Origin of the sequence: Parafrankia soli, assembly GCF_001854695.1 — a bacterium.
Lineage (GTDB): Bacteria > Actinomycetota > Actinomycetes > Frankiales > Frankiaceae > Parafrankia > Parafrankia soli.
In genome coordinates, this window is sequence record NZ_MAXA01000102.1 from 74,073 (window position 1) to 95,952 (window position 21,880).

11 protein-coding genes and 1 pseudogene are annotated in these 21,880 nt (G+C 74.7%); 4 read left to right on the plus strand and 8 right to left on the minus strand.

All coding sequences use genetic code 11. The annotated features are described in order from the left end of the window. Positions 1-344: 344 nt before the first annotated feature. The 3 genes from sepH (at position 345) to BBK14_RS10175 (ending at position 4,237) form a co-directional block, all read left to right on the plus strand. Entirely contained in the window at positions 345-2,606 is a 2,262-nt protein-coding gene (sepH, locus tag BBK14_RS10165) for a septation protein SepH (protein WP_071061327.1), read from the plus strand. Between the two features lie 156 nt (positions 2,607-2,762). After that, complete coding sequence (locus BBK14_RS10170) at positions 2,763-2,963, plus strand: DUF7455 domain-containing protein (protein ID WP_020458878.1); 201 nt, start codon at positions 2,763-2,765, stop codon at positions 2,961-2,963. A gap of 188 nt (positions 2,964-3,151) precedes the next feature. Then, a complete protein-coding gene (locus tag BBK14_RS10175; protein ID WP_071061328.1) occupies positions 3,152-4,237 on the plus strand; it encodes a YihY/virulence factor BrkB family protein in 1,086 nt (361 codons plus the stop codon). Positions 4,238-4,313: 76 nt separating this feature from the next. Here the strand turns inward: BBK14_RS10175 and BBK14_RS10180 are convergent, their stop codons facing one another. The 3 genes and pseudogenes from BBK14_RS10180 to BBK14_RS42120 all read right to left on the minus strand — a co-directional run bounded on the left by BBK14_RS10180 (position 4,314) and on the right by BBK14_RS42120 (position 8,192). Continuing rightward, positions 4,314-5,837, minus strand: a complete 1,524-nt coding sequence (locus BBK14_RS10180) for an LCP family protein (RefSeq protein ID WP_420849140.1) — start codon at positions 5,835-5,837, stop codon at positions 4,314-4,316. Positions 5,838-6,280: 443 nt separating this feature from the next. Next, positions 6,281-7,590, minus strand: a pseudogene (locus BBK14_RS10185) (CaiB/BaiF CoA transferase family protein). Then, entirely contained in the window at positions 7,557-8,192 is a 636-nt protein-coding gene (locus BBK14_RS42120) for a CoA transferase (RefSeq protein ID WP_420849141.1), read from the minus strand. Before BBK14_RS42120 ends, BBK14_RS10185 begins: the two are co-directional and overlap by 34 nt. Between BBK14_RS42120 and BBK14_RS10190 the strand changes: the two genes are divergently transcribed. Next, the gene (locus BBK14_RS10190) at positions 8,191-9,597 is read left to right on the plus strand and encodes an aminopeptidase P family protein (protein ID WP_071061332.1); all 1,407 of its coding nucleotides are present in this window, start codon (positions 8,191-8,193) and stop codon (positions 9,595-9,597) included. The two genes, BBK14_RS42120 and BBK14_RS10190, sit on opposite strands and share 2 nt — an antisense overlap. Before the next feature lie 257 nt (positions 9,598-9,854). On the opposite strand, the gene BBK14_RS10195 is transcribed toward BBK14_RS10190, so the two are convergent. From BBK14_RS10195 to BBK14_RS10215, 5 genes are all read right to left on the minus strand, one after another. Beyond that, a complete protein-coding gene (locus BBK14_RS10195) occupies positions 9,855-10,196 on the minus strand; it encodes a histone-like nucleoid-structuring protein Lsr2 (RefSeq protein WP_006542630.1) in 342 nt (113 codons plus the stop codon). A gap of 2,138 nt (positions 10,197-12,334) precedes the next feature. Then, complete coding sequence (locus BBK14_RS10200) at positions 12,335-13,168, minus strand: ABC transporter ATP-binding protein (protein ID WP_071061334.1); 834 nt, start codon at positions 13,166-13,168, stop codon at positions 12,335-12,337. Between the two features lie 185 nt (positions 13,169-13,353). Next, positions 13,354-17,667: a SpoIIE family protein phosphatase gene (locus tag BBK14_RS10205; RefSeq protein ID WP_071061336.1), complete on the minus strand. Its 4,314-nt coding sequence runs from the start codon at positions 17,665-17,667 to the stop codon at positions 13,354-13,356. Continuing rightward, the gene (locus BBK14_RS10210) at positions 17,664-20,435 is read right to left on the minus strand and encodes a bifunctional acetate--CoA ligase family protein/GNAT family N-acetyltransferase (RefSeq protein ID WP_071061338.1); all 2,772 of its coding nucleotides are present in this window, start codon (positions 20,433-20,435) and stop codon (positions 17,664-17,666) included. The genes BBK14_RS10205 and BBK14_RS10210 overlap by 4 nt, the downstream gene beginning before the upstream one ends. Continuing rightward, entirely contained in the window at positions 20,432-21,706 is a 1,275-nt protein-coding gene (locus BBK14_RS10215) for an acetoin utilization protein AcuC (protein WP_071061340.1), read from the minus strand. The genes BBK14_RS10210 and BBK14_RS10215 overlap by 4 nt, the downstream gene beginning before the upstream one ends. Positions 21,707-21,880: the final 174 nt, after the last annotated feature.

A 21,880-nucleotide genomic window follows, 5' to 3' on the forward strand; every position in this document is an offset into this window, starting at 1 on the left:
GCCCGGCGGGTGGGCACGATCATGCCGCCCGGCCGGGTGGGCGCCGGGGCGGTGATGCGTCACACCCGGGCACGGGACGGGCCCCCGACGTGTTCAGAACCCTCAGAGAGGGTCAGACTGTGCGTGTCGCCCGCCGCAATGCGACCGTCCGGCGCCATCGATGGCAGGCTGTCATCTACCGGGACGCATGGCAGCGAGGCGGTTTCGCGCGCACTCGTGCGCCGGTGCGCCCTCGGGGTGTCCGACAGGGCACCCCGCACGCTCGGCCGCCGTGCGGCCGGCCCGGCACGGACACCGTGCCGGGCCGGCCGCACGGCAGGAGATCGACGGGAGGAGAAGGCGCCATGCGCGAGCTGCGGGCGGTCGCACTCAGCGAGGACGGCGGTTATCTCGTGCTCGCCGACGCCGCCGGGCGCGCGGATGCGGAACAGTTCCGCGTCGCGGTGGACGATCGGCTGCGCGCGGCGCTGCGCGGAGCCCGACGTAGTGAAGTACGCGCGGAAAGCGCGCTGACCCCCCGTGAGATCCAGGCCCGACTTCGGGCCGGTGAGACCGCCGCCGACGTCGCGCGGGCCGCGGGCATCCCGGTGGAGCGGGTCGAGCGCTACGAGGGGCCGGTGCTGGCCGAACGCGCCCGGGTGGTCCAGGAGGCGCGCGCCGCGCTGCTGCCCAAGGATCCGGGCGGGGTGCCCGGCCGTCCCCTCGGCGAGGTGGTCGACGCACGGCTGCTCAGCGTGCAGGACGACCCGGACACCGCCCAGTGGGACGCCTGGCGCCGGGTGGACGGGATCTGGCTGGTCCAGCTCACCTCGGACAGCAGGTGCGCCCGGTGGACGTGGGACCCGGTGGTGCGCCGGGTGCGCCCGCACGACGACGCGGCCCGGGCGCTGGTCGCCCCCGAATCGGCGGAGCCGCCCGCCCCGCAGCCGGCGCAGCCGCCCGTGCGCGCCGCCGGCCCGGCGCTGACCCTGGTGCACGACCAGGGCGCGGCGGCCGCCTACCCGACGCAGTCCGCGGCCGGTGGACCCGGCCAGCAGCTTCCGGGAACGCAGCCCTCGACGGCTCCCCCCTCGGCCTTCCCCGCTCCGGCGGCTGTCAACGGGACGGGCTACCTCCCCAGCGCGGCTGCGCCGGGGTACGGGCCGTCGCCGGCCCAGGGGCCCGCGGGTGAGTCTCCGGACCGCCGCCCGGCCGAGCGGGCCGGCGACGACTACGCCACGGACCACACCACTCCTGACCACGGGGCGCCCGACTACGCGACCCCCGGCTACGAGAACACCGGCTACGAAGCCTCCGGCTACGGAGGCTCCGCCCAGGAAGCCGCCGGCCAGGACGCCGCGACGCGGGCGAACACGGGGCAGGGAGCCGGCGGCCACGGCACCTCGCCGGACCAGGCTGGCCCGGACGAGTACCAGGGCCCGGTGGCCGCCCCCACCGCGAGCCGTACGGCCGGCGCGGCACGGCGCAGCATGCCCGGTGCGTGGCCGGCGGTCCAGGGTGGGGCCCCGGGCCTGTCCGGGCGGCACAGCGGCGCGGGAGGCCGGCGCACCACGCCCCCGAGCCGGTTCGGCTCCCGGGAGCGGGCCGTTCCACCGCCGACACCGGCGGCCGAGCCGAGATCGCTGCCAAACCCGGATACCGAGTACTCCGAGGTGGCCGCCACCGCCGTCGACGCGGCGGCGGCCAACGAGGCGGAGTTCAGCCACGCCGGCGCGGCTGACATGGAGTCCACCAGGACAGACCTGGTCGCGGTGGCCGAGGCGGCCCTCGCCCCGGCGCCGGAAGCGGCCGAGCCCGGCATCCCGAGCGAGGACGCCCAGGACACCCCGGGCGGCTCGGCCGACCCGGAGGAGACCGTTCAGGCCGCGCACGCCGCCGGTCTGGACGAGGACGACGAAGACGAAGACGACGACGAGGACACCGAGGACGGCGGCGACCGGTCGGTGAGCGAGGCCGCGCCCGGCGGGGCCGGGCAGCCTGCGGCTCCCGCGCCGACAGGGCAGCCGGTGCTCCGACCGGCCGCGGTCGTGCCGCCTGCGGCCGCGGAGCCGGCACGGGAACCCACGACGCCGGTGGAGCGGGTGCCGCGCCGTCCGGCGGCCACCGCCGCCCGCCGGCCAGCTGTCGCCCGCACCGCTGGCGGTGCCCGTTCACTCGGGGCGCTCGCGGCAGCCGCTGAGGACCTGGACGGCGGCACCGCGGCCTCGGCGGCTCCGGCTGGTGGCGGCCGAGGCGCCGCTGCCCCGGGGCGCGGCGGAGCACCGCGCCGGCCGGCAGCGGGCCGGGCCACACCGGCCCGGGCCGAGGGCGGCCCGGCGGGCCGCCCCGCGCGCCCCGACTCCACCGCGGCGGAGCACTCCGCCGAGCCGTCCACCGCGGCCGACAGCGAGTTCGAGACCACGGCGGAGACCACCGCCGCCGCGGTCGACGACACCGCCACAGAGGCCGCCCAGCAGGCCGCACGGGCCGCCCAGCAGGCCGCCGCGGGCAACCGCGGACGGCAGCCGGCGGCAGGTCGTAGCGGCGAACGTCCCGCAGGCGGTCGACGCGGACGCAAGTCGGTGCCAGCATGGGACGACATCGTGTTCGGCGCCCGCCGGCCCTAGGAGGGGGTCGAACCCGAGATTCGTCACCGGTCCGCCACGAGGAGGCACCGGGGGCGGAGGCCGCTCTGGATGCAACGACGCCGAGAGAGCCGGCTGTGAGTAAACCGTCACATGGCCAGGCGGAACGTCTGGCCGCTCAACACAGTTGGAGAAGGTGTGACAGGGACTACCACGATGCCGACGCTGACCAACCTCGACCGTTGCGACAGGTGTGGCGCCCAGGCCTACGTCCGGGTCGTTCTGCCTGGGGGCGGAGATCTGCTCTTCTGCCGCCATCACGCGAAGTCTCACGACTCCAAGCTCCGCTCGGTCGCAGTCGAGTACCACGACGAGACCGACAAGCTGAGCGTCTCCTGACACGACTGACTCCCGAGGGCATGCCATGATCACGTGGCATGCCCTCGACTCGTCACCGGCCCGGTGTCGTGGCCACCGGGCCGGTACGACGACCATCATCCGGCGCAAGGACACCCTCACCGGAACCGCGGGCCGATAGTCATACGGTGGGGCGCGTGTCCACCACTGGGAACGATGCGGTGCCGGCCATGGCCCCCCCAGCGGGTGGACCTGGTCCGACGGCCCGCCCCGGCATGCGGGACCCGGCCCGGCGGGCGCTGTTGGCGCTGCGCTGGTTACGGGCATGCATGGGTGCCGGTGGGCCCGACCGCGGCGCGGCGGTGCGTGATCTTGCCCGCCGGCTGCTGCAACCAAGGTCATGGGTCCCCTGGGGGGCCCTGCGCCTGGCGCGGACGACCGTCGCAAACGCCTGGCGGCACCGTGTTCTCGGTCTCGCCGCCGAAGCCGGCTTCTGGCAGCTGCTGTCGATGCCCCCGCTGCTCCTGGCGCTGCTGGGCACGATCGGCTACATCGGGGACCTCCTCGGCGGCGACGCCCTCGACAACGTCCGCCTGAGCATCCTGGACGGCGCCGACAACCTGCTGACGGCGTCGGTGGTCGACGACACCGTCCGGCCGACGATCGACGAGATCCTCTCCCGCGGCCGCCCGGACGTCATCTCCATCGGTTTCGTGCTGTCGCTGTGGACGGGATCCACGGCGATGGCGACGTTCGTGAACACCATCACGATCGCCTACGGCCAGCGGGAGCTCCGCTCGGCGGTCCGCAGCCGCCTGCTCGCGCTCGGGCTGTTCCTGGCCCAGGTGGCGACGGGCGTCCTGCTGCTGCCCGCGCTCGTCCTCGGGCCCGGCCTGCTGTCGGACATGCTCAACTCCGGCCGTCACCCGGTGGTCGACGACCTGCTGAAGATTCTTTTCTGGCCGGTGGTCGGGGTGGTGTCGCTGGCGATGCTGACGACGCTCTACCACCTGGCGCTGCCCGTGCGGCGGTCCTGGCGCCGGGCACTACCCGGAGCGGCGCTCGCGCTCTTCCTGTGGCTGGTGGGCAGCTACCTGCTGCGAATGTACCTGGAGCTGGTCTTCAGCAACGAGCTGGTATACGGCTCGCTCGGCGCGCCCGTCGCCGCGCTGCTGTTCTTCTACATCACGGCGCTGGCCGTGCTGCTCGGCGCCGAGCTGAACGCGGCGATCGACGAGCGCCCCCCGCGCCAGCGCCGCGTCCCGCGGCACGCCAAGGCCCGGCCAGACCGGCCGGGCTCGACTCCCCCACGTTAGGACTCAGCCCCCGCGGCACGACCCGGTCCCCCACCGCAGGGCCCGGGTCGTCCGCGACAGGGTTCGGCTCCCCGCGTCAGTAGGTGCAGCCCACCCCGCCGGACGGCTCGGGGGTGGCCTGGGCCAGGGTCACCGCGCCGCCCACGGGCCGCCCGCCGGTGGCGCGCAGGTCCGCGGTGACCACCGAACCGTGGCCGGTACCGGACGCCGGCACTGCACCGGACGCGGCCGTAGCGCCCACGGAGGCCGCCGAGGCCATCGAGGCCGCCGTCGAGCCGGACGGCGAGCCGGCGGGGTCGAGCGCGGGGGGCCCGGCGGCCTGCGGCGGGGAGCCGCCGATCCCGGCGAGCAGCGTCGTCAGCTCGTCGGTCTTCGCCACGAGCACGGACTGCCCGCCGGCCTGTGACGGCGTGGCCGGGACGGTCGCGAAGGTGACCCCACCGGTGCTGATGCCCTGCATCCGGACGGCGAGCAGGCGTAGATCGGTGAGCGAGGTGTGGTCGTCCAGGGTCAGCGCGGAGGTGGCCGCGTCCACGACGTCGAGCAGCTTGCGCGGGTTGAGCAGGGTTCCGGTGGAGGCGACCTCGCGGAACACCGCGCCGAGGAACTGCTGCTGGCGGTGGATGCGGTCGAGGTCGCTGCCGGGCAGGCCGTAACGCTGCCGGACGAAGGCCAGCGCCTGCTCACCGGTGAGCGTGTTGTTGCCGACCTGGCCGTGCCAGCCGGAATACCGGTCGTTGAGGTTGTCGAAGCCCTGCGCCTTGAGCTCGGGCGTCAGCTCCTTCACGCAGACGGTGACGCCACCGAGCGCGTCCGTCATCGCCTGGAAGCCCAGGAAGTCGATCTCGAGGTAGTGGTCGATCCGGATGTTGGTGAGCGTCTCGATGGTCCGGACCAGCAGGGACGGCCCGCCGTAGGCGAACGCCGCGTTGAGCTTGGACTTCTGCGCGTCGTGCTGGGTGCCGTCGGAGCCGGTGTAGCCCGGGATCTGCACCCACAGGTCGCGGGGGAAGGACACCAGGGTCGTCGAGCCGTCGGCGTCGAGGTGGGCGAGGATCGTGGTGTCCGAGCGCTGCCCCTCGGTCTGACCGAACTCGCCCCCGGTGCCCGCGCGGGTGTCCGAGCCCACCAGCAGGATGTTCTGGGTGCCTCCGCCGGCGGCGGAGGGCCGCGCGGCCGAGTCGGAGAACGTGAGCTCGATGTGGTTCACCTTGCCGTCGTAGTGGCGCAGCACGGCCCAGCCGCCCGTGGCGACGACCAGGACGGCCACCGAGACGATGGCGGCCACCAGGGTCACCGTCCGGCGCACACCGCTCACCGGGCGGCGTGGCTCCTCCGCGGGCAGGTCCTCGCCCGGGGTGTCGTACGGCCCGCGCGGGCCGCCGTACCCGGGCCCCGGGCCGACCGGCGCGCGGTATCCGCCGGGCCCGTCGTTCGGGGCGGGCCAGGTCCGCCCGCCGTCGGTGGCGCCCGGCGGAGGCAGCCGGCGGGTGGGCGGGATCGGCGCGGGAGCCGAGCGGGGCTCGTGGCGCGGCCAGGCTCCCGCCGGCCAGTTCTCCTCGCCGGCGGCCGGTCGGTCCCGTGCCGGACGTCCCTGCACCGAACGTCCCTGCACCGGGCGGTCGCGCCTGTCCCGCGCCGGGCGCTCCTGCGGCGGGCGGCCGGGAACCGGTGGACGGCCCTGGCCCTGACCTGGGTACCCGGGGCGGCCGGATCCGGCGCCGGGCGGTGGACGACGGCGGTCGCGCGGGTCCCGGCCGTCCGGATCGCCACTGTTCGGAGGCCAGGTCATGGCCACGTTCCCCTCGCTCACCCGCCGGGCACGAGGATCATCGTTCCCGGCGGTCCCGACAGGTTCACGCCGCAGACCGCCTGCCCGCCGCGCCGCCGGCCGCATCGAGGCGACGGCGGGGCGGTGGTCGGGATCTCGTCCGACGCTCACACCGGGTTGGCCGGTGCTGTACCACTCGGTACCCATCGGACCGCCGCGGCCAGCCCCCGGGACCGCCGCCTGGGCGACCCGCGGACCTCCACGTCGGCCCATCACTGTTCTACCGGTGTTCCGCCGGCTTGCTCCGTTGTACCGGTATCTCTGCCGACATCCGACGGTGTTGCCTGTAGTCCGGCAGTCCGGTCGGTGCTGTCACCGCTTGTTTCGGGCCATCTGCGATATCGGGAACCGGGCTGCCCGTTCTGTCCCAGCCTCGCACGCTCCGGCGGGAGGCGGTAGCGACGGCAGGCCGACCCGCCGGCCAGGCCGATCAGCCGGGCCGGCCAGGCCGCGCAGGCAAGGCCACGCCGCGCCATGCCGCGCCGCGCCCGGCAGTCGGGACGGCCGGTCGGGCCGCGGGACGGGTCAGCCGGTGGCGGGGCCCGTGAACTCCGCCCGCACGGCGCGCCGTCCGCGTCGAGCGCGGGCGCGGGCGCGGGCGCGGGACGTTCGAGCGGGTCCGGATATCCGGCGGCCTTGATGGGATTACCGGGCGGCGGGAGGCCGCCGGCCTCGATCACCATCCGGCGGGCGCTCGTCCGCGCGGAGTCGACCGCGGCCGGAACATCATTGATCGGACCACAGGGAACGCCCGCGGCCTGCAGTGCCTTCAACCAGTGGTCCGGCTCCTGCCGGCGCAGGGTCGCCTCGATCTCCGTCTTGAACGCTTCGCGTTCCCGGAGCCGGTCGCCGTTGGTGCGGAACCTCGGGTTGGCGGCGAGGTCGGGCCGCTCGACCACCGCGCACAGCCGGCCGAAGAGGTTGTCGTTGGCCGCGCAGATCATGATGCTGCCGCCCGCGCACGCGAACGTGTCAAAGGGGGCGATGGAGTAGTGGGCGTTTCCGATCCGTGGCGGAGTGACGCCGGTCGCGAGATATGACAGCGCGGCGCCCTCCAGCAGGGTGACCGTCGCGTCGAACATGGCAATCTCGAGATGAGTTCCGCGGCCGGTGGTGCTCCGGCCCTGCAGCGCGGCCCCGATGGCGCCGAAAGCATAGAGACCGGCGGCCGGGTCCGCGATCGGAACACCCGGTTTGACGGGCTCCTCGCCCGGGCGTCCGATGATCGACACCATGCCCGAGGCCGCCTGCACGACGGAGTCGTATGCCGGCCGCTCCCGCCACGGGCCCGTTTGCCCGAAGCCGGAGATGCTGACGTATATGAGGCGGGGATTGCGTGCGGTGAGCACATCGACGCCGAGACCCAGCCGGTCCATCACCCGGGGCGGAAGTTCTCGACCAGAACATCAGCCCGGTCGACGATCCGCAACAGAAGGTCACGGTCCGTCGTGTCCTTGAGATCCAGGACGACGGATTGCTTGCCACGGTTCACCCGCGCGAAGTACAGCGACCGGCCGTCCATGAACGGACCGTAGGTACGGGAGTCGTCCCGCCGCCCGGCCGTTCGACCTTGATGACCCGGGCACCGAGATCGGCGCACATCATCGTCGCGAACGGACCCGCCAAAACCCGGGTGAGATCGACGATGAGAAGTCCCGCCATCGGGCCGGCCGTGGTCGCCACGGCGAAGGACGCTACCCGAGCACGGCGGAAGCGGCCTACCGTTAGCGGCATGAGTGCCCAGTCCCACCAAACACCAGCTTCACACCCGGTCGCGGGGCGATCCCCCGGCGGTACGGCCGACGACGTCGCACACCGGACCACTCCCGCTTCGGGCGGCGCGGAAGTGGAACGCGTCGCATCTTCGCCGGACACCGGCACACCGGGGCTCCCGGTGCCCCCCGCCGCACCACCGGGGAAATCGATCCAGCCGGATCTGGAATCTCCGGAACCGACCATCGGGACAACCCGGGCACAGGAGCCGGCGGGGGTAACCATCGCACCGGGGACTCCCCCCACCGTCGCAGACAGTCCGACGACGGAGGAACAAGCCGCGGACGAACCGGGCAGGACCGGACAGGCTAAGCACGACGAGGAACCCCACGCGGCCTTCAGGCGTTTCATGGCGAGCGGCTGGGCGCCGGTGGATGACACCGTCGCGGTGCGTGACGACTGCGCCCCTTACACCACGAAACGGCGCTCGCTTCTGGCCACCCGATTCCCCACCGAAGCGCTTGTCATACCAAGCGGCGGGCTACACGTCCGGGCGAACGACACCGATTACCCGTTCCGCCCCGGCAGTGACTTCTTCTGGCTCACCGGATGTCACGAACCGGACGCCGTCCTGATCCTGCATCCCACCGCTGCCGGCGACCATGACGCCGTGCTCTATCTCGCTGACCGATCCGACCGATCAAGTTCCGCGTTCTACACGGACCGCCGTTACGGCGAACTGTGGGTGGGCCCCCGGCCCGGTGTACGGGAGACCACAGCGGCTCTCGACATCGAATGCCGGCCGCTGCCGGAGCTTCCCGAAGCGCTGGCCCGTCTCGCGCCCGCCAGGACCCGCGTCGTGCGCGGGCTGGACGCCCGGGTGGACCGCGCGGTGAGCCGGTGGTCGCCGACCGGCTCGTCCGCCGACCGGGACGCCGCGCTGGCCGAGGTGCTGTCCGAGCTCCGGCTGGTCAAGGACGACTTCGAGATCGCCCGGCTGGACGAGGCGGTCGCGGCCACCGTGCTCGGTTTCACCGAGTGCGTGGGCGAGCTCGGCCGCGCGGCGACGCTCCCCAACGGGGAGCGCTGGCTGGAGGGAACCTTCTGGCGACGGGCCCGCGTCGACGGCAACGACGTCGGATACGGCTCCATCGTGGCCTGCGGCCCGCACGCCACGACCCTGCACTGGGTCCGCGACGACGGCCCAGTGCGGCCCGGTGACCTGGCACTTCTCGACATGGGAGTCGAGGGCCGCTCGCTGTACACCGCCGATGTGACGCGGACGCTGCCGGTGAGCGGGCGCTTCAGCCCGCTGCAGCGCCAGGTTCACGAGGTCGTCTACCGGGCCCAGCAGGCCGGGATAGACGCGGTCCGGCCCGGCGCCGCCTTCCTGGATCCGCACCGGGCCGCGATGCGGGTGATCGCGCAGGCGCTGCACGACTGGGGATTGCTGCCGGCCACGGTCGAAGAGTCGCTCAACGAGGATCCGAAAGCACCCGGGGCCGGCCTGCACCGGCGCTACACACTGCACTCCACGTCGCACATGCTCGGGCTGGACGTGCACGACTGCGCGCAGGCGCGCGACGAGACCTACCGCGACGCCGCGCTGGAGGCCGGGATGGTGCTGACGGTCGAACCAGGGCTGTACTTCCAGCCGGACGACCTCACTGTTCCACCGGAGCTGCGCGGGATCGGCGTCCGGATAGAGGACGACATCCTGGTCACGCCGGATGGAAGTCGGAACATGTCAGCCGCGCTCGCACGCTCGGCCGACGATGTCGAAAAGTGGATGGCCGGCGAGGCCGCCAGGCACTGAAACCACACAGGATCCAGCCGGCCGGCCGCCCATTTGACCGCCCCCGAGCGTAGTACGGTCGTCGGCCGGCAATCGGCGATCCGTGGTCCGGTTCCTGCCCATCGGTCGATCGATGGGCAGGAACCGGGACGCGATAAGATGATCACGTCTTCTTCGGCCGCCGGCCCGAGGAGACCCACCGGCTATCACGGTGGTACTCGGGTAGTACCAGGGTCAACCGCTCGGCGCGTCGACCCGGAAAGCAGTCGCGACCCGGCTCAGTGAGCCTTGTCGTACGCCTCTACGATGTTCGACGCGATACGGCCCCGGTCACTCACCGTGTAGCCGTTGCTRCGCGCCCACTCGCGAATGTCGGCGGTGCGGTCGGTTCCACCGGTACGCCGCGAAGCGGCCCGCGCCCCGCGACGGCCACTGGCCGCCCGGCCACCGGAACGGCGGGCAGCGGTGACGAACGGCGCCAACGACTCCCGCAACTTGGTGGCGTTCTTCTCCGACAGGTCGATCTCATACTGTGCGCCGTCCAGTCCGAACCGGACCGTCTCGTCGGCCTCTTCTCCGCTGAGATCGTCAATCAACGAGACGATGGTCTTCTGAGCCATGCCACTCTCCTTCAGGTCAGCGGACCGCAGAAACTTACGGGTCTAGTATTACCACGAGAAGACGGTGAACTGTCACGCCTGGTTCGTCGGACGCGCGAGGCAACCGCGACGATGGCGCAAGTCCCCTCCGTCTTGGTGGGCTCGTGGTGGGGTGTCGACCGCACCCAAAGGAGCGGATCGACATCGACATGATAGAGGGATGATCATGTTCTTCGAATCACACCTTCCGGTTCGAAACGTCGACCCACGAACGACTCCACCGCGCCGCCCGCCAACCCGACGGCGGCCCACCTCGGGGCGCAGACGCCGGTACGCGGACGAGCGGCCACCTTCGTACGCCTGGCGGATCGTTCGATTGGCAGCCAAACGAGGAGCCGTGCCTGCGGCGACTTTGGCCGCGCTCCGGCGCCGGGAACCCACCGCCGCGTTTGGCAAAGCCGACCCCGGTGCCCGGTGAGTACGCCGGATTCCGCCCCTGACGCTATGCACCCGACCGGAGCGGACTACCGGCTCACCTGGGTGGTGGACGCGGCGAACGTGATTGGCGCACGACCGGACGGGTGGTGGCGGGACCGCTCGGCTGCGGCCGACCGACTACACAGGGACATTCTCGTCTTGCTCGCCCGGACCGTTGGACACCGCGATCGGGCCGATGGGCCGTCACGCGTCCTTCTTGTTCTGGAGGGTRCCGCCCGAGCGGGTGTACCGGCCGGCCCGAGCACACCGAAGTTCGTACCCCCCACGGTCGGTACGGGCGATATATCCACCGGACAGTCGGAAGGCCAGCCTCCGCTTGTGCCGCCGGAACTGAAGGGCCCGTTACCCGGAATGGCCGGCGAACCCCCACGACTCCTGGTGATCCACGCTCCCGCGGGCGGGGACGACGCCATCGTGGATGCCGTACGCACCACGGCGGGACCGACTCTGGTCGTCACATCGGATCGGGCACTGGGGGATCGTGTTCGCGCCTTGGGCGCGCGGGTTGCCGGCTCCCGGTGGCTTCGGGATCGCCTCGACGAGGTCACCGCACCGAATCGCGAAAAATAACTATGTCAGGAATCACACCTATCTGAGAGGGAACTCCGCCCCGCCGAGCACGGCACTCCGGACGGATGGTGTCCGCCCGGCGCCGGGCGGCACAACTCCCGACAGACACAGAGCTCCCGACAGACGCGGAACTCCCGCCAGACACGGCTCCCGGGCGGTGGAGTCCTGCTGGAGATACGCCGTCGAACAGGGGAACCCCTCGGAGATACGTCTCCGAACGACGCGGCCCTCGGGAGATGGGCCCAACGGGCCGCCGGGCCCCGGCGGGCGGGGCCGGCCGGTCGTCGGCGGAACCTGCCGGGCCGCCCGCGCGAAGTGGACTCAGCCGGGACGGAAGCAACCCCGATCGGGGGGTGCCGGCGGACAACCTCGGAAAGCCGCCGCAAAGGCCACAGGGACGCGCTGAGGGCCGCTACTGGCCCGCAGACACGGCCGCCGGGGACCCTGGACGGCGCGGGCGCGGCTGAGCCTCGGGCAGCCGAGATCCCGCCGGTGGCGGATCCCGGCAGATCCGCCACCGATCACCGAGCCCTCCGGCGGTGGCGCGCGCCGGCACGGCATCCGGTGGCGGTCCTGACACCTCCGGCACGTTCCAGGTAAAGCGCGCGGGTTTATATGCGGGCCGCGGCAGGTGCTGGTCGGCCCGTCGGGCGCCGAGCTGCCCCGACCCGCCCGACGCCGTTGGGCGCCGGCCACCCGCCCCGTCCGTGCCTCCAGCCCCTGCCAGCCAAGCCGTCCGCGACGTCCGGTATGCGCAGCTTCGGCACGGCGGAGTCGAGGTCGGGGAGGGATCGGGGAGGGAGTGGTGGTTGGCCTGGCGTGAGCGCCCGTGTCGCACAGGGTCGACCTGTGTCGTGGTGCGCCGGGCCAGACACCGCCTTTGCGGATGACCGCGGCGCTGCCGAGGGCGCCTACCGGCCCAGCATCTCGCGGCCGTTCTTTCTCCGCGCCCGCCCGCGCCGGCACGGCGCCGCGCCGGCGCCGAAACGCGCTCAGGCCCGTCTCGCGGACCGTTCCGGTCGGTCCTGCGGACCGTTCAGATCAGCTCTGAAGCGCTCGGGGTCAGCGCCGGGTCGGTCATCGTGGAGCGCTCAGGCCGGCGCCGGCGCCGGAGCCGGCGGGCGCGGCCGGGGGGCCGGAGCCGCCAGGCGGGCCGCGTACCGGCCCGCCGAGGACGTTATCTCCAGCGGAATCCCGAAACAGGCCGAGAGCCGTTCGGAGAGCATGACCTCCGCCACCGGCCCGGCGGCGAGTACCTGGCCACGGCGCAGCAGAAGCGCGTGCGTCACGCCGACCGGGATCTCCTCGACGTGATGGCTGACCAACACGGTGACCGGGGCGACCGGATCGGCTGCGAACCGGGTCAGCAGCCGCAGCAGGGCCTCCCGCGCGCCGAGGTCCAACCCGCCGGCCGGCTCGTCCAGCAGCAGGAGCTCGGGGTCGGTCATCAGCGCCCGGGCGATCTGGACCCGCTTACGCTCCCCCTCTGACAGCGTGCCGAAGGTGCGCTCGACCAGGCCCCGGCAGCCGAACTGGCCGAGCAGGTCCGCGGCACGGCGCAGGTCGACGTCGTCATACGCCTCGTCGGCGCGGCCCAGCACGGACCAGCCGGCGGTGACGACGGCGTCGAGGACCCGCTCGTCGGGCGGCGGCGCGTCGGTGAGCACCGGACTGACGACGCCGACCCGGTAACGCAGGTCATGCAGGTTCACCCGGCCCAGGCGCGCGCCGAGAAGATCGACCGTGCCGGCGGTGGGGAACAGGCGGGAGGAGGCGATCTGCAGCAGGGTGGTCTTGCCCGCGCCGTTCGGCCCGAGCACCACCCAGCGCTCGCCCTGGTTCACCACCCAGCTCACGTCCCGCAACAGGTCAACCCCGTCGCGCCTGACCGTGACCTTGTCGAGGCGCAGCACCGCGTCCGGCATGGCGCTCACGTTACGCGAGGCGCGGCCCCGGCCGGAGGCGGGTGGACCTGCCGGCGCGAACGCACCACCGTGCCCCCACCGGAGCACACCCGCCGGGCACAGCTCCGCCGCCCGTTGGGCGACGATCCCTCTCAGGTCGTCCAGCCGGGCTGGGCGCCGGGCCTGGCGCCCAGCCCGGCTGGACGTCAGACCCGGCTCGGGTCGATCTCCGCCCACACCAGCTTGCCGTCGCCGACGGGCCGCACGCCCCAGCGCAGCGCGAGCCGGCCGACCAGATCGAGCCCGCGGCCGGTCTCGTCGTCGGGACCGGCCCGGCGGCGACGGGGCATCCGGCCGCCCGCGTCGCCCACCTCGACCAGGATGCGCCGGGCACCATTACCTGCCGAACCGCCACTTGCCGAACCGCCACCTGCCGAACCGCCACCCGCCGAACCGCCACCTGCCGAACCGCCACCCGCCGGGCTCGACGCCGCCATCCGCCGTACCCGGACCGACAGCGGGGTCCGCCCGTGCACCAGCGCGTTGCCGACGAGCTCGGAGAGCACGAGCACCACGGTGTCGATCACCGGCGGCTCTGTCAGGGCGTTCTCCAACGCCACCCGCACCTGCGCGCGGACCTGGCTGAGCCCCACCGAGGGATCGGCGGAGACGTCCAGCGGCTCGGCCAGCGGGTCCGGCACGGGCAGCCGGGCCAGCAGCAGCGCGACGTCGTCGCCGGGCGGCGGGCCGCCCGCGCCGACCCGCGCCGCGCAGGCGGCCCGGGCCAGGTCGTCGAGCCGGCCGTCCCACTCCTCGGCCGGGCGGGCCAGGACGGCGGCCAGGTTCGAGACCCCGGCGTCGATGTCCAGCCCGCGCCCGCGCACGAGTCCGTCGGTGAACAGGGCCAGCAGCGAGCCGGGCCCGAGCGAGACGGTGTACTCGGTCATCGCGTCGCAGGCGAGGCCGAGCGGGGTCGCGGCCGCCATGTAGAGCCGKGAGACCAGGCCGTCCGGGGCGACCACCAGGGGCGGCGGGTGCCCGGCGCTGGCGAGGGTCAGCAGTCCGGTGTCGGTCTCCACGACGGCGTAGATGCAGGTGGCGATCAGGTCCTCGCCGAGGTCGGCGACGAGCCCGTCGAGTTGGATGAGGACCTCGGCCGGTGGCAGGTCCAGCCGGGCGCAGGTGCGCACGGCGCTGCGGAGCTGCCCCATGAGAGCGGCAGCGCGCACACCGCGTCCCATCACATCGCCGATGACCAGCGCCACCCGCCCGGCGCCGAGGTCGATGACGTCGAACCAGTCGCCGCCGACCTGGTCGTCCTCGCCCGCGGGCAGGTACCGGGTGGCCAGGTCGAGGCCCGCCGGGGCCAGGGTGCGCGGCAGCAGCGCCTTCTGGAGCGCCAGCGCGTCGCCACCGTCGCGGCCACCGGCCTCGGCGCGTTCCAGGGCGGGCGCTGTGCGGGCCGCGACCTCGGTCAGGAAGGGCAGGTCGTCCGTGGTGAAGGCGGGGCGCTCACCGGCGGCGATCGCCGTCAGCACGCCGGCCGGGCGGCCCCGGAACGTGATCGGCACCGCCGCGGCGCTGTGCCCCTCGGCCTCCCGTACCCAGCGGGCCAGCTCGGGGGTCAGGGCGCCGTCCAGGAACGGGGCGTCGGGGCTGGCGGGCAGGAGCACGGGCGCGGCGCCGACGGCGACCGCGGCGAGCGGGCCCGCCCCCGGCAAAACAAGCGCGGGAGCACCGGGCGGCGCCGCGGCGGTGAGTCCGTCACGGGCCGCGAACACCGCCGGACGCGACCCCGGCAATCCGGGCCCGGGCGCTACGGACGTCTCGGTCTCGTCCGCGGGCGGCAGCAGGTGGATGACGCAGACGTCGGCGATCTCCCCGGCAACCGCCGCGGCCAGCGCCGACAGAGCACGCTCCGGGCTGGTGGCCGAGGCCACCGCCTCGCCCGCACGGGCGAGCTGTTCCAGCCTGCGCCGCGCGGCGCCCGCCGCCGACTGCTGGACGTCCGCCGCCGCCAGCGCCGCCGTCAGCTCGGCCTCGGCCTCGTCGCGGTCCCGCCGGCTGCGCGCGGTGTCGGCGGCCAGCCGCTCGAACAGGGTCGCGCGCTCGAGGGCCTGCGCGCACTGCTCGGCCATCGCCATCAGGAACGCCTGGTCGTCGGTGTCGAACTCGCGCGGCGAGGGGAACCCGAGGTGGAGGACGCCGAAGGGCACGTCGGTCGTCGCGAGCGGCAGCAGCGCCCAGGCGTGCTCCGGCCCCGACTCGACCGCGCCGAGCAGGTCGGCAACGGGCCAGCGCCCACCGAGCTCGTCGCGGCTGCGCAGGAACAGCGGCCGCCGGCCGCGGATGACCTCGGCGAGCGGGTGGATGGCGCCGAGCCCGACCTCCGACCAGCGCTCGGCGTACTGCGCCGAGGTGCCGACCAGGGAGCGGAACCGGAGCCGGTCGTCGCTCTCGTCGATCAGTGCCACGCCGCGGCCCACGGCGCGCGCGGCCCGCCCGCCGCTGTCGAGCACCGCCGCGACGACGTCGTCGACGGTCACCGCCCGGCCGAGGGCGGAGGTCAGCCGCCACGACTGCTCACGGCGCCAGGTTGCCTCGTCCGGCACGCCGTCCTGCGCGGGTCGCGGGTCGCGGGCGGAACGGGCCTCGGTGACGTCGGTCAGCACACCGATCCACTCGGCCTGCGGCCCGTCCACCACGGGCACCAGCCGGGCGGTGATCGTCCGATGTGTCCCGGTGACGTCCGGGACACCGAACTCGGCGTCGAACGGCTCGCGGCGCTCGATCGCGCCGTGCCAGGCCCGGGCAACCCGCTCGCGGTCATCGGGATGGATCGCGTCCAGCCAGCCGAAACCGGCGGCCTGCGCGCCGTTCTGGCCGGTGGCAGCGCGCCAGCGGGGCAGGTCGGTGTCGAGCGCGCCGTCCTCGCCGGCGTGGAAGACGTCCGCCGCGGTGGCCTCGCCCAGCGCCCGCTCCCGGCCGACGGCGCGGGCGTGATCCCGCTCGGCGGTCTTCGCGCGGGTCGCGTCGAGGGCGACGAGGACCGCGCCGGCGCGGGCACCGAGCCGGTCGGTGGCCGGGTACCAGCTCGCCGACCAGGTCTGGTTCGGCCCGGCGCCGCCGGTGGCGACTCCGATCTCGAGGTCGGTCACCGCCTCGCCCGTGCGCAGGACACGGGACAGCAGGCCGTCCATCTCCTGGCCGATCTCCCCGAGGAGCTCGGACATAGTGCGGCCCAGGTGCTCGGCGGCCGGGCGGCCGTTGAGCCGCGCGAGGACGTCGTTCACCCGGATGTAGCGGCCGCCGGCGTCGTACAGGGCGAGGCCGACGGGGGCCTGGTCGAACAGGGCCTCCCGCAGCGCCAGCCCGGCGAGATCCGCGCCCTCGGACGCCCCGCCACCGCCCGGGTGGGCCGGCCCGGCCGGGACCGGCCCGTCGTGGCCCGCCCCGGTGGCACCGACTCCGCCCGGGCCGGCCCCGGGGCCGGGTTCGAGGGCCGGCGGCCCCCAGGGCGTACCAAAGTCAGACGACGCCGGCCCGTGCGGCGGTTGCCCGGGTGGGAAGCCGGGTGTGACCGCGAAACCGGGCCCGAAGTCGCCGGGGAAACCGCGCTCGCCACCGGGCGACGCGGACGACACAGGCCCGGCCTGCCCGTGCGCGGACGGAACCTGCCCAGACGGCGCAGGCCCGTCCACCGCGGGCCCGGACAGCTCCTGTCCGGGCGGTTCCTGCCCGGCAGCGGCCTGCCCTGCAGGAGTGGACCCCGACGGCGGGAACTCGGACGACGGCGCGGCCACGGTCGGCGGCGGTGCCGGCGGAGCGGACTCCCCCGGCGGGGGCACCGGCGGCGCCGGCGTGTTCTCGCCCGCGGGCGGTGACACCGACGGCGGCGGCCCCGGGATCAGCCCGGCCAGCGGCACGATGTCCGGCGATGAACCGGCGGGAACGCCTGCGGCGGGTAGCTGTCCCACTCCCCCGGACCCGGCGGACGGCGGCTCGCCCGGCGGCGGCGAGCCGGGTGGGGGCGAGCCGGGCGGCGGCGAGCCGGGCGGGGGGGGCGGCAGGCCGATCGAGGACGCCAGCGCCGGCGCGTCGCCGTCCCCCACGAGGGGCTCCCATTCGGAGGGCGTCCCCCGCGGGCCGGCGGGCATCGCCCCGCCGGTGACGTCAGCGTAAGAAGGCCAGCCGACCGGCCCGCCGGCCCAGCTGTTCCCACCCGCCCACTCGGAACCGGGAGCGCCGAGCCCGCCCAGGCCACCAAGCGCACCCGGCCCGCCGACGTCCCCCGGCCCACCAAGACCACCCGGGCCGCCAAGACCACCCGGGCCGCCAAGACCACCGAGACCGTTGAGACCGTTGAGACCGCCGGAACCGTTGAGACCGTCGCGGCCGCCGGGACCCGTCGGGTCCGGACCACCCGTCCCGGACTGCCCGTCGCCAGTGGCGTCATGGGCCTGCACGTCAGGGCCGGCGGACGGCCGGCCGGCGGGCTGCGCGGAGTACGGCGTGGTCATGGCAGACGATTGTGGACGGTGGGGACACGTTGTGCCGAACCGGCCCGGGGCTCCGGCCTGGCCGGCAGGTCCGCGACGGGGCGCCAGAACCGGCGCGGACCGGCGTCCGCGCGAGGGGTTGGCGGTGCCAGGACGATGTCCGCGGACAGCACGCTCACCCGGTCCACCGAGACGATCACGGGCTCGAGTGTGAGGTGCTTCACCCCGCCGATGTCATCCACGAGGCGGGCCAGCCGCAGGAGCAGATCCTCGAGCGCGGCGACGTCCACCGGCTCGGCGCCGCGGTAGCCGAACAGCAGCGGCGCCGCGCGCACCGAGCGGACAAGGCGCGCGGCGTCGGCGTCGGTCAGCGGGAGGATGTGGTGCACCCGGTCACCCAGCAGCTCGGTGGCCGGGCCGGCCAGCCCGAACGACACCAGCGGGCCGAACCGGGGATGCTGCTCGGCTCCGGCGACCACCGCGACCCCGCCGGGGACCATCCGCTGCGCGACGATCGGCGCGCCCGGCCCGAGCCGCTCGGCCAGCGAGCGCCACGCGGCGTGCACGGCCGCCGGGTCGGGCAGGTCCAGGCGCTGCCCCCCGAGGTCCGGCCGGTGCCGGTACCCGTCGGACAGCGCCTTGAGCACCACGGGCCAGCCGAGCAGGGCGGCGGCCTCGACCGCCTCATCAGCGCTGCCGACGACCCGGCGGGGCACCACCTCGATGCCGTAGCAGGCCAGGAGCTCGCCGGCCGCGCCATCGGTGAGGCGGCCGGTCGTCCCCGCCACGAGCCGGCGGGCCTCCTCGGCCCGCACCTGGGTGGCCGGCACCGCCCCGGAGGGCAGGGCCCGCCAGTGGGCGTAGCCGACGGCCCGGCGCAGCGCCGCGACCGCACCCTCGGGCGAGGGATAGGCCGGTATCGCGCCGAGCTCCGGCGACGCCTCCGTGGCCCGCACGGTCGCCAGCAGGGGCACCCGCACCAGCGGCGCGGCGGCGGCGGCGCCGATTCCCGCGGCCACGCCGACTCCCGCGGCCGCGAGGCCGGGCAGCGACGACGGCAGCCGCACCGCGATCACGAGCAGGGCGTCCACCTCGGCCGAGGCCGAGACGAGAGCGTCGCGGAACGCCTCGGCGGTGCTGCCGACCGGCAGCAGCACCTCCCGCACCGCGAGCCCGGCCGCGTCGGCCGCCCGGGCGGTGAACCGCACCAGGGCCCGCGAGTCGCCGACCACGGCGACCCGGTTGCCCCCCGGCAGCGGCTGGTTGGCGAGCAGCAGCGCCACGTCCAAGCCCTGCGAGACCCGGTCGACGCCGATCACCCCGGCCTGGCGCAGCAGGGCCTCGTCCAGCGGGGTGCGCTCGGAGAGCACGACCACGATCGGGGTGTCGCGGCCGAGCCGGCGCGCCAGCCGGGCGAACTTGCGCGGGTTCCCGAAGGTCTCCAGGTGCATCAGCGCCACACCCGTGGACGGGTCCGCCTCCCAGTACTGCAGGAGATCATTGCCGCTGACGTCCGCGCGGTCGCCCGCGGAGACGAAGACCGAGAACCCCAGCCGACGGCCCGCGGCGGCCTCCAGCAGCGCCCCGCCGAGCGGCCCGGACTGCGAGTAGCAGCCGATGCGGCCGGCCGGCGGCATCCGCTCGACCAGCGAGGCGTTCAGCCCCACCGCCGGGTTCTGGATGCCGAGGCTGGCCGGGCCGACCACCCGCATACCGTTCGCGCGGGCGTCGGAGGCGAGCCGCGCGTCGGCGGCGTCGTCCCGCTGGTCGGTCACCACGACCAGACCGCGCACGCCGTGCCGGCCGCAGGCGGCGACGACCGCCGGGATCACCTCCGCGGACACGCAGAGCACCGCGAGGTCGACGGGCCGCGGCGTGTCCTCCACCGAGGCGTACGCCCGGACCGAGGCGACGGCGCCCTCCCCCGCCGCGGCGGCCGGGTTGACCGGGTACACCGGGCCGTCGAAGCCGCCGGCGAGCAGGTTGCGCAGGACGATGTTGCCCAGCGAGGAGCGGTCCCGGCCGGCGCCGACGACCGCGATGGCCCTGGGGTGCAGCAGTCGGTTCATCGACGCGGCCTCGGCCCGGTGCTCCCGGGCGCGCATGACGTCCACCGAGCGGGCCGTCGGCGCGATGTCGAACGACAGCCGGACCCCGCCGGACTCCCAGGTGCGCGCCACGGTGTAGCCGGCGTCGAGGAACACCCGGATCATCTGCTGGTTCTCGCTGAGGACGTCGGCGTCGAAGCGGCGCACCCCGTGCTCGGCCGCGGCCGCGGCCAGGTGCTCCAGCAGCACCGAGCCGAGCCCGCGGCCCTGCTGGGCGTCCTCGACGAGGAAGGCGACCTCCGCGTCGGGCGCCGGACGGCCATCGGCGCCCCCGCGGCTTCCGGCAGCGTCAGGGGTGCTGGTGGTGTCGGGGGTGCCGGGGGTGCCGGGGGTGCCGGGGGCGTTCGGTGGACCGGCCGCGTCGGCGGCAGAGCGGGGGCGGCCCTCCCAGTGCGCGAGGGCGACGATCTCGCCACTGATCAGCGCCACCAGGGCGCCGCGGACCCACTGATCGACGTTGGTCGTCCGGGCGATGTCCTCGTCGCTGAGCCCGCGCCGGACGTTGAAGTACCGGAAGTAGATCGTCCGCTGGGACAGCCGGGACCAGAACGGCCGCAGCAGCGCCCCGTCCGACGGCCGGATCGGACGAATGTGCGCCGTCCCGCCGTCCGACAGGATGACGTCGGCCTCCCAGTGGGCGGGGTAGTCGCGCGGCAGGCCAGGATCGGGGCCGGCGTTCACCGGTCCACGAGCGGATCGAGCCCGTGCGGCGGGAGCACCGCGCTGCGGGTCTGCGCGACCGAGCGGTCCAGCGGGTCGTCGGGATCGCCCTCGCCGGCGTCCCACGGGTGGTAGGCGGCCGGGGCGCCGTCGCCGAAGGTCGACGGCATCCCGGCGGCGCCGACCGAGTCGTGGCCCGTCGCCGCGCGGACCCGGGCCGGGGCCGCGGCGACCCACTCCTCGGGCAGCGCCCGGGCCGCGTCCAGCGGGGTGTGCGCGGCGATCGCGACGAGCTGCGTCCAGGCCCGCGGCACGACGGCGTCCAGGGCGTAGCCGCCGCCGCCGCAGGCCAGCCAGCGCCCGCCGCACACCTCGTGGGCCAGCTGGTGCAGCGCCTCGTAGGAGGCGCGCTGGCCGTCGAGGGAGAGCCGCAGGTCGGCCAGCGGGTCGAGCGCGTGCGTGTCGCACCCGTGCTGGGTGACCAGGACCTGCGGGCGGAACGCGCGCAGCATCACCGGGACCACCCCGGAGAACGCGCGCAGCCAGCCGGCGTCGCCCGTCCCGGGCGGCAGCGCAACGTTCACCGCCGTGCCCTCGGCGTCACCCGTGCCGACCTCCCGGGCGAAACCGGTGCCGGGGAACAGCGACCGCCCGCTCTGGTGCAGCGAGATCGTGAGCACCCGCGGATCGTCGTAGAAGGCCGCCTGGACGCCGTCGCCGTGGTGCACGTCGATGTCGACGTAGGCGACCCGGCTCGCGCCGGCGGACAGCAGCCAGGCGATCGCGACGGCCGGATCGTTGTAGACGCAGAACCCGCTGGCCGAGCCGCGCATCGCGTGGTGCAGGCCCCCGGCCAGCGACACCGCGTGCTGGTGGGTGCCCTTCCACACCGCCTCGGCGGCGGCGAGCGTCCCGCCGGTCACCAGCGCGGCGGCGGCGTGCATCCGGTCGAAGACCGGGTTGTCGGCGGTGCCCAGCCCGAAGCGGCCCGCCAGCAGCGACCCGGCCCGCGACCCCGACGACGCCACGCGCACCGCACTGAGATAGGCGGGGTCGTGGACGAGCTCGATCAGGTCGTCGCCGGCCATCCCCGCAGAGGCGACGGTGATCCCCGGGGCGTCGAGCAGGCCGACGGCGCCGGCGAGATCCATCGTCAGCGCGAGCCGCACCGGGTGCAGCGGATGGGTCGGGCCGAAGTCGTAGTCGAGCATCGCCCTGTCCCAGACGAGGAGGGCCTGCCCACCCGCTCCGGGCGCGGCCGGCGAGGGCTCGGTGTTCGCGGACGTGCTCACACGACGACGGTAGCTCCGCGCGACGCCCCGCACGACTGTCCTGACGACACCCGCTGTGGCCGGAACAACCGTCCCGGCCGCGTGAGCGGGGGCCGACGCCGGGCCGGCGCGCCGGCGACACTGTGGACGGACGTCCAACCCGGGACACATTAGGGTCAGATCACGTGGCCGCAG